Source organism: Niabella sp. (genome assembly GCF_030150205.1).
Taxonomy (GTDB): Bacteria; Bacteroidota; Bacteroidia; order Chitinophagales; family Chitinophagaceae; genus Niabella.
On record NZ_JASLGT010000025.1, the window covers coordinates 83,758 to 93,378 of the forward strand.

Annotated in this window: 9 protein-coding genes; 3 read left to right on the forward strand and 6 right to left on the reverse strand. The window is 46.3% G+C overall.

Features of this window, described 5'->3' with window-relative positions; genetic code table 11:
- Positions 1–50: 50 nt before the first annotated feature.
- From Q1V85_RS19300 to Q1V85_RS19320, 5 genes are all read right to left on the reverse strand, one after another.
- Positions 51–389: a hypothetical protein gene (locus Q1V85_RS19300; RefSeq protein ID WP_300602204.1), complete on the reverse strand. Its 339-nt coding sequence runs from the start codon at positions 387–389 to the stop codon at positions 51–53.
- Positions 390–453: 64 nt separating this feature from the next.
- The gene (locus Q1V85_RS19305; protein WP_300602205.1) at positions 454–1,065 is read right to left on the reverse strand and encodes a fumarylacetoacetate hydrolase family protein; all 612 of its coding nucleotides are present in this window, start codon (positions 1,063–1,065) and stop codon (positions 454–456) included.
- 26 nt (positions 1,066–1,091) lie between these two features.
- Positions 1,092–1,667, reverse strand: a complete 576-nt coding sequence (gene pth / locus Q1V85_RS19310; protein ID WP_300602206.1) for an aminoacyl-tRNA hydrolase — start codon at positions 1,665–1,667, stop codon at positions 1,092–1,094.
- Between the two features lie 78 nt (positions 1,668–1,745).
- The gene (locus Q1V85_RS19315) at positions 1,746–2,324 is read right to left on the reverse strand and encodes a 50S ribosomal protein L25 (RefSeq protein ID WP_300602207.1); all 579 of its coding nucleotides are present in this window, start codon (positions 2,322–2,324) and stop codon (positions 1,746–1,748) included.
- Positions 2,325–2,346: 22 nt separating this feature from the next.
- Positions 2,347–3,300, reverse strand: coding sequence for a ribose-phosphate pyrophosphokinase (locus Q1V85_RS19320; RefSeq protein WP_300602208.1), 954 nt, complete (start codon positions 3,298–3,300; stop codon positions 2,347–2,349).
- A 130-nt stretch (positions 3,301–3,430) separates the two neighbouring features.
- On the opposite strand from Q1V85_RS19320, the gene radC reads away from it, so the two are divergent.
- The 3 genes from radC (at position 3,431) to Q1V85_RS19335 (ending at position 7,105) form a co-directional block, all read left to right on the forward strand.
- Positions 3,431–4,123 (forward strand): DNA repair protein RadC, encoded by a 693-nt coding sequence (gene radC / locus Q1V85_RS19325; RefSeq protein ID WP_300602209.1) that lies wholly within the window; start codon positions 3,431–3,433, stop codon positions 4,121–4,123.
- A gap of 328 nt (positions 4,124–4,451) precedes the next feature.
- A complete protein-coding gene (locus tag Q1V85_RS19330) occupies positions 4,452–6,092 on the forward strand; it encodes an FMN-binding glutamate synthase family protein (protein WP_300602210.1) in 1,641 nt (546 codons plus the stop codon).
- A 416-nt stretch (positions 6,093–6,508) separates the two neighbouring features.
- Positions 6,509–7,105, forward strand: coding sequence for a hypothetical protein (locus Q1V85_RS19335; RefSeq protein ID WP_300602211.1), 597 nt, complete (start codon positions 6,509–6,511; stop codon positions 7,103–7,105).
- 426 nt (positions 7,106–7,531) lie between these two features.
- On the opposite strand, the gene Q1V85_RS19340 is transcribed toward Q1V85_RS19335, so the two are convergent.
- Entirely contained in the window at positions 7,532–9,259 is a 1,728-nt protein-coding gene (locus tag Q1V85_RS19340) for a phospho-sugar mutase (protein WP_300602212.1), read from the reverse strand.
- Positions 9,260–9,621: the final 362 nt, after the last annotated feature.

The window sequence follows — 9,621 nt, forward strand, 5'->3', positions numbered from 1 at the left end:
TTTTAAAACCAAAATACCGGTGTTCTTCCTTTAAGGAAGCATACGTATTATTAAATGATAGCGGGAGGTCCTCTTAATGTAGTTTGTGCTGAGAAGCGATACCGGAGGCCGGCAACGGGTTTAACGGGATAAATACTTTCCGGGGCTGCTGTAATGGCGCCCGTAAACACTTCCGCCTCTAAAAAAGGCGTAAATCCATCAATTGTTACAAATCCACAATTGTATTCAAAGGTCCGGATGGTTTTTTCCGGTTTACCGGTACTGCTAAACTGCTGATCTTTATGATGTGCGAAAGCGTCGTGAAGATAGATTTTGGGGGTAATGCTGATCATGAATATCACCAGCAATACCCAACCCATTAAACGCTGTATCTTGTTCCGCTGCTTCAAAGTTTTTTGAATCTTCGTTGCAAAAATAGCGTTCTATTCTTTCACATCAAAAAAAATGCGCTTTTTATTCAATCGTGAGCTGGAATACGCTCTCGTCTTCCAGGATCCCTTCCAGTACATCACCGGTTACGATCTCTCCCACGCCCTCCGGTGTACCGGTAAAAATAATATCGCCGATATTGAGTGTAAAATATTTAGAAACGTGTGCTAAAATGGATTCGAAGCTATGAATCATTTTTGCAGAATTGCCGTGTTGTACCAGCTCTTCATTCTTATAAAGTCCGAAGTTGATGTTTTTAGTATTTTCAAAATCGTTAACAGGTTTCCATTTGCCGATCACGGCGGAATTGTCCCAGGCCTTTGCTTTTTCCCAGGGCAGTCCTTTCTTTTTTAGTTCATTCTGCAGATCACGTGCTGTAAAATCAATGCCCAGGGTAATGGCATCGTAGTATTGGTTTGCATAGCGTTTGTTAATATACCGGCCGTTCTTCGATACCCGGATCACCAGTTCGCATTCATAATGCAACTCGTTGGTAAATTCGGGATAATAAAAAGGAAGGTGTGGCCTTAACAGCGCACTTTTGGGCTTTAAAAATACCACCGGCTCTTCCGGAATTTCATTTCCCAGCTCCCTGGCATGCGCCGCATAATTTCGCCCGATACAAATAATTTTCATAATACAGTAGGATTTAAATCTGTCTTTTACAACGTAAATTCTTTGCTATTTATTTCGTTCATAGCAGCTTCAATGCCCTGAAATAGGAATACTTCTATGGCCGCTACCGCTTTTTCGATCTTCAATTTCACCAATGGCTCTTCTTCTTTTTTCCATTTTCCCAGCACAAATTCGGCCTGCATACCTTTCGGAAATGTATTGCCGATGCCAAATCGCAATTTAGGATACGCTGTTGTATTTAACAACGCCTGAATACTTCTCAACCCGTTATGTCCGCCATCGCTTCCTGCGGGCTTTATCCGCATCTTAGATAAAGGCAATGCCAAATCATCCAGCACTGTTAAAGAACGTTCCAGCGGAATTTTTTCTTTATCCAGCCAAAACTTAAGCGCCTTACCACTTAAATTCATGTAGGTAGTTGGACAAATGCAAATACCGGTACGGCCTTTTATCTTCACTTCTGCTACATACGCCAATCGGTCGTTTCTAAACTCCCCGCCATGTTTGTGAACAAATGCAGCGATGATATCAAAACCAATATTATGCCGGGTATGCGCATATTCATTTCCGATGTTTCCTAAACCTGTTAATAAATATTTCATCCCGTTTATCAAAAATATTAAAAATAAAAAAACCTACATCAATTTGATGCAGGCTTTTTTATGCTTTGTTAAAAAATATTATTTTTTAGCTGCTGCGGCTTCTTCCTGTTTCAGCTGTCTTGTCATTACGATAGAAGCGATGGGAATACGCGGGGAGTTCAGAATCTCTATGTTTTCTGCTTTTACATCTTCTACCCGGATATTACCGTTAATTTCCAGTTGGTCAATAGGCACTTCAATCACTTCCTTCAGGTCTTTAGGAAGGGCTTTTACTTTCAGCGATTTGATCTTGGATACAAAACGACCACCGTCTTTAACCCCTTTTGCGCTTCCGGTGAATTTCAACGGAATTGTTGCTACTACTTTTTTGTCCTCAATAAGTTCCAAAAGGTCTACGTGGATCAGAGCATCAGAAACTTTGTCAAATTGCAGATCTTTCAAAATACATCTGTAAGTAGCACCATCCAGTTTCACTTCAGCCAGCTGAAAGTTGGGCGTATACACCAGGCCTTTAAATGCTGCAGCCGGTGCACTGAAATTAACTTCTTTAGCACCCCCGTAAATTACAGCAGGCACTGCGTCCTGAGAGCGGATCTGGCGGGTGGCTCTTTTGCCAAACTCGGTCCTCAGTTGTCCTTCGATTGTAATTGTTTTCATTTTATGATATTGTTTTAATTTACTATGGATTGGATGTCCTTAAATTAGAGTGTACAAATAAACTTGTAATACTCTTGTTTTCGAAAGCGTGCTTAATTGCGATGGCAAATAAGTCGGCTACGGAAATAACCCGGATCTTCGGGGTTGTTTTATGAAGCGGAATGGTGTTACACACTACCAGTTCATCCAACACGCTGTTCTCAATATTTTCGTATGCCTTACCGCTCAAAATGGGATGCGTGATCATTGCCCTTACACTCTTCGCTCCTTTTTCCATCAGCAGTCCTGCACTTTTGGCCAGGGTACCTCCGGTATCACAGATATCGTCAATAATCACCACATTCCGGCCTTCTACCTCCCCAATCACCCGCATGCTGGCAATTTCATTTGCCCGCTTCCGGTGCTTATCGCAAATCACCATTTCAGCGTTAAAATAGGAGGCAATTTCCCGTATCCGGTTGGTTGCTCCTACATCAGGGGCTGCAAAGGTAAGGTTTTCCAACTGTAATTGCTCTACATATGGAATAAAAACTGCATGGCTGTCCAAATGATCCACCGGAATATCAAAATAGCCCTGGATCTGGGGCGCATGCAGGTCCATCGTAATGATCCTGTCGGCCCCTGCTGCGGTTAACATATTGGCAACCAATTTACTGCCAATGGCAACCCGTGGCCGGTCCTTACGATCCTGCCGGGCATATCCATAATAGGGCATTACCACGATCACTTTGTAAGCCGATGCGCGTTTGGCGGCATCGATCATCAGCAGCAATTCCATCAGGTTATCTGAAGGAGCATAGGTACTCTGTACCAGAAATACATAATCACCACGAACACTTTCTAAAAAGTTCACGTAAATCTCTCCATCACTAAAGCGTTGTGTATGAATCTGCCCCAACTGGCAGCCATAACGCTGGCAAATTTCTTCTGCTAACTGGCGCGATGCCGTACCGGCAAAAATTTTGGCTGAATGCATATTTAAAAACGGAGACTCCATATGTTGTAAAATGAGCGGCGAAGATATTAATAACCACAACAAAATTCCAAGCAAAATGCAGTCATTAAAAAAAATTTTTTGAACAATAAACATTCTGTAACTTGTATGGATGAAAAACACCAATAGCATCCGAAACTGGGCGGAAGATGACCGTCCGCGTGAAAAGCTCATGACCCATGGAGCCAACGCACTCAGTAATTCAGAGTTACTAGCCATCCTGATACTAAACGGCACCCGCGAACGATCGGCACTCGATCTGGCAAAAGAGATCCTGAAAATCGGCAACGATGATCTGAATGAGCTGGGCAAACAAACCATTGCCGAAATGGTAAAAATAAAAGGGATTGGTGAAGCAAAGGCCGTTACCATTAGTGCTGCACTGGAGCTGGGCCGCCGGAGGCAGGGCGGAACAATGCCGCAGCGCCCCATTGTAAATACCACCAGGCAGATCGGGGAATATCTGAAAACCCGGCTGAAGGACCTGCTGCATGAGGTGTTTGCGGTTATTTTTCTGAACCAGAACAATGCCGTTCTTCATTTTGAGGTGGTAAGCGAAGGCGGCATTACCGGTACGGTGGCCGATCCCCGCATCATACTGAGAAAAGCACTGGAAAAAAATGCGGTAGGGCTTATTCTTGCCCACAACCACCCTTCCGGTAATCTTGTGCCCAGTAAGGCCGATGAGTTCCTTACATTTAAGATCCGTGAAGCCGCCAAATTCTTTGATATCCGGGTGATGGATCATATTATCGTAAGCGATGAAGGCTATTACAGCTTTGCGGATCAGGGCATGTTTGGTTAGCCGGGCGCCTGCCGGGAACTGCGGCGCAAAAATGCATGCCAGGCAACAATGGATCATTCCATCGGTGCCTGCTTTGTAAACTGCTGCGTTCGGATGCGGAAGTTGCTGGCCTTCATTTTAGATGCCACTACCTCCGTCTGAACACTGCCGTGATACCGGTATGTTTCCCCGTCTGTTTAAAAAAATATGCCCATCAGAACACATTGAAACACGTGACCCGATAGCGTTTTTCGACACACTTCATTTTCCATTTTATTTACGGCCTGCCTAAAAACTAATAATTGTTCGTTTATCATTACTTTCGCCGGTAATTCATAACCGTTTTTTTATGAGGCGAACATTCCTGGTCTTTTCCATCCTTGCACTGGTCATTACCTTTCTTCTTGCCTGGTATATCAGCAAGAACTGGTATGTGGTATTTGGTGCCCTGCTTATTTTTTCCTGCATGGGCTATTATGATATGTTACAAACCAAACATACCATCCGGAGGATCTATCCTGTCTTTGGCCGGCTACGTTATGTAATGGAAGAGTTGCGTCCAAAGATCTACCAGTATTTTATTGAATCGGATATCGACGGCAGGCCCATCAACCGTATCGACCGGTCTACCGTATACCAGCGGGCCAAACTGGATAACGACACAATGCCGTTTGGTACACAGCTGGATGTATATGCCCCGGGCTACGAATGGATCTGCCATTCTATTGCACCTAAAAGTTTTAAAACCCTCGACCATAATCCGCGGGTGCTGTTTGGAAACAAGGATTGTAAACAACCTTATAACGGAAGTATTCTGAATATTTCGGCCATGAGCTACGGATCCCTGAGCGCCAACGCTGTGGAGGCTATGAATGGCGGTGCAAAAATTGGCAATTTTGCGCATAATACCGGCGAGGGCGGTTTAAGTGATTATCATCTTAAACAGGGTGGCGACATTATCTGGCAGATTGGTACCGGCTATTTTGGCTGTCGCGATGAGCAGGGCGATTTTTCGCCGGCACTGTTTGCCGAAAAGGCCCGGATCCCGAATGTAAAGATGATCGAGATCAAAATTTCACAGGGTGCCAAGCCCGGGCACGGCGGTATTTTGCCGGCGGCCAAAAACACCCCGGAAATTGCACGTATCCGGCATATACAGCCGGGCACTACGGTAGAATCGCCCCCCTATCATACCGCTTTTAGCTCACCAAAGGAGCTGATCAACTTCATTCGGCAGCTACGGGAGCTTTCCGGGGGCAAACCGGTGGGATTTAAATTGTGTATCGGTCATAAAAGCGAATTCATTGCTATTTGCAAGGCCATGATCAGCCAGGATACTTATCCCGATTTTATTACGGTTGACGGTGGTGAAGGTGGTACCGGTGCCGCGCCCCAGGAGTTTTCCAATTATGTAGGTGCGCCCCTGCTGGACGGGCTGGCCTTTGTGGATGATATCCTGCGGGGATTAAATATCCGGCAACATATAAAGATCATTGCTTCCGGTAAAATTATGACCGGCTTTCATATGGCACGGGCTGCCGCGCTGGGCGCTGATGCCTGCAATTGTGCAAGAGCCATGATGCTGGCAGTGGGTTGCATCCAGGCACTGCAATGCAATACAAACCGCTGTCCTACCGGTGTGGCCACCCAGGACCCGAAACTGACAAGAGGGCTGGTGGTGGAAGATAAAAAACTACGGGTGGCCAATTACCATAAATATACCGTAAAGACCTTTGTAGAAATGATGGGGGCTGCGGGTTTAAGCAAGATGCAGGATATTACCCGCTCGCATGTTTACCGCCGCATCAGCCTCACCTCCATGTTTACGTTTGAAGAGATTTACCCGTCCATTCCTCCCGGTGCCCTGATCAAGGGAGCCATTCCGGAAAAGCATCAGCACGATTTCGCCTATGCAGACGAGGATCATTGGGGCTGGCCCAGTATCGGCAGCTGGAGCGAAGAAGGCACGAAGGACAAAGCGGCTGGTTAAAGTGGATTTGCGGCAACCTTCTTTATGAACCGCCTGGAAACAGTAAGCATTTAACCGCCAGGACGCAGTGGTTCGCGGAGAGATGATGCAGCATCATTGCTTTACCCACCTGCGGTCTGATAAGAACCACTGAAATTCCATGTTACATTACCACATCGATTGGTCACTCCAACCGAACACACCGGGCGGCGCCAAAACATATTATAAAATACTATAATTAAAATAATACTAACCGGTACCTGCACCCGGATATCATTAGCACGCTGATAAGCAATTCATTAGAGAAGAAGCCATTTTGGTGCTTCCGCAAGCAAAACCGCTCAAATGTTAAACAATCCTTAAAACATTTTTTATTGAAGCGATCGGCTCCCGGCGGGTGTAGCTTGTAGGTATTCTTTCACCCCAAAACCAACGTTATGGTTAACCTTTCATTCCACCACATCACCAACATTTCCCAATGTGAAGACATCCTGAAGCAGACGTACCGCGATCAAAAGACCCTGTTGTGGAAAAAGCTGGGCCTCGAACTGCAGATTGAGCGCCGGTTGGATCATTTAGCCGCAACTAAAGACCAGCTCCGGTCAAAAGAACTGGAATTGGAGCATGCCCGTAATGTAGCGGCCCAGCTGGAGGAGACCGATCCCGGACGGGAAGCGTACCTCCATTCTGCTACCGGCTTCCAGTACCAGGCAGCGCTGCTGGAAATCCGTATAGAAAAAATGCGGCCGCAATGGCTGCTGCGCAAAGAAACGCAGCTGGCCTGTATTGAAGTTTCGCTGGAAAAAATGACCTTACTGATCCTGGAGCTGGAAACGCATAAGGCCTGGCTGCAGAAACAGGCAGCACCGGAGCAACCAGTGGCCGAAGCGTCCATAGCAGAACCCGAAGAGCAGCCGGCTCCTGTTGCTGCTCCGGTAATGAAAACGGTTCACATTCAAAAAGAGGCAAGTCCGCATATCAAAAGAAGAAATCCTAAGAATGACAGGCCGCTGAATGGGTATCAGTCCGGATAAGGAGGAGTATTTAACCGCGAAGGCGCAGGGACGCGGTGATTCGCTGAGAGGTTAGGTTATATTGGACGCTCTGTTATCTCTGCTCTCTGCGGTGGACATTTAACCGCGAAGGCGCCGGGACGCAGTGATTCGCTGAGGGGTCATAGCGCACCTCGCGGATTCCTTGCGCGCCTTGCGGTAAAAGATGAACCGCGAAGACGCAGGGACGCGGAGATTCGCTGAGAGACTGTATTGAGCACTCCATCAACTCTGCTCTCCGCGGTAAAGTATTAAACGCGAACGCCAGGTTTTTTCGCAATGTTCGCAAAACGTTTGCGGCAATCATCCATCCTATTGTCATAGTGCACCTCGCGGGTTCCTTGCGCACCTCGCGGTAAAAATTTAGCCGCAGAGGATACGCTAAGATCCGCTAAGTTCGCCAATACACTAATTCAATTTCATATCGACAATGATCGCATCAATTTTGGCATCCAGCTGCTGATCCACCGTATCAAACAGGTCTGCATTTTCCAGTTTTTCCTTTACGCTGAAATAGAATTTGATCTTTGGCTCGGTACCACTGGGCCGGGCAGATACCAGGCTGCCGTCTTCCAGTGCAAACTGCAATACATTGGATTTGGGAAGCAGGATATCGGTTGCATCACCCGTATGCGGGTCGGTTGATTTACTGCTCTGGTAATCCAGCACCCGTACTACCTTAATGCCATTAATGGACTTGGGTAAGTTATTCCGGTAATCCTGCATCATAGCCGCGATCTGCTGCTGGCCATCCATGCCTTTTTTGGTAATAGAGATCAGCTTTTCCTTATAAAAGCCAAACTTCACATACAGCTCAATTAATTTATCGAAAAGGGTTTTGCCATTATTTTTTTCGTAGGCAGCCATTTCGCAAAGCAGCGCCACGGCACTTACCGCGTCTTTGTCACGCACTTTATCGCCAATCATCAGGCCAAAACTTTCTTCCCCGCCAACGATATACTGTTCTTTCCCCTGTTTTTCCCGGATCAGTTCGGCAATCCACTTAAACCCGGTCAATACCCGGTAACAATGCACCCCATAACCGGCGGCCAGGTTGTCTACCACCCCGGTGGTTACAATGGTGGTAATGATCATATCATTGGGCTGGGAGATTCCTTTTTCCTTTCTTGCTTCCAGCAGGTAGTTAAATGCCAGCACCGCTGTCTGGTTGCCGTTCATCAGCACCCACTCGCCATGGTTATTCTTAATACCGATGCCTACACGGTCAGCATCCGGGTCGGTACCCAGCAATATGTCCGCATCCAGTTCTTTTGCCTTTTCAAGGCCGATGCTCATGGTTTCCTTTTCTTCGGGATTGGGATAGGCCACGGTAGGAAAATTCCCATCCGGCGTTTTTTGTTCCGCTACAATGTGCACATTCTTAAACCCAAAACGCTCCAATACCTGTGGTACCAGGGTAATACCGGTGCCATGTATGGGGGTATATACAATTTTAAGATCACGTTGCTTTTCGATCACATCAGGAAATACACTCAGCCCTTTCACCATCTCAATGTATTGTTCGTCGATGTCTTTTCCGATCAGGGTGATATTGGCATCTCCCCCGCTCCACTTCACATCATCAACGGAAGCGATCTTTTCCACTTCCCTGATCACATTTTTATCATGGGGCGGCACCAGCTGCCCGCCGTCGTTCCAGTAGGCCTTATAACCATTGTACTCCCTGGGATTATGTGAAGCGGTACATACCACCCCTCCCTGGCATTTTAGCGTACGGATCGCAAACGAAAGCTCAGGTGTTGGCCGCAGGGCCTCAAACAGGAATACTTTGATGCCGTTGGCCGCAAAAACATGAGCAGTGGTTTCTGCAAAAAAGCGGCTGTTATTCCGGCTGTCGTGCGCAATGGCCACCCGCACTTCTTCACCGGGATAGGATTGCAGCAGGTAATTGGCATATCCCTGGGTGGCCATTCCCACCGTATATTTATTCATCCGGTTGGTACCGACCCCCATAATTCCCCGGAGCCCTCCCGTTCCAAATTCCAGGTTCTGATAAAAGGCATCAGCCAGTTCTTTCGGATCTTCCTGCTGAAGCTTTTTTATGCTGTTCTTTGTATCCTGATCATAATTGCCCTGCAACCATTGATCCACTTTCTGTTGAATTGCATTATCCATATTTCCTACATCATTTTATGAAACTGAAGATAACCACTATTTTTCATTTTTATATTGAGAAATTTATACAATCAACGAATGGCCTTTCAAATTGAATCACTGTAATCGCACCGGTTGTCCGGCCGGCTTTTCTATCGCTGTCTGCCATTGCCCGGATGAACGTGTACCCTCAACCTGAACGAATCCGGCCGGTTCTTGCGGGCAATCTTTTTTATATTATTTTAATTTAAGTTGCCAGTTAAGTTAATTTGTCGAAAGTGTATGCGATAACAAAAAGAGCGACTTTAAGCAAGAATCCATTTTTTGTTACAGCATGCACTTTTCTAAGCATTTTTGCTTTAATCATACTAAAATCTGTTTCA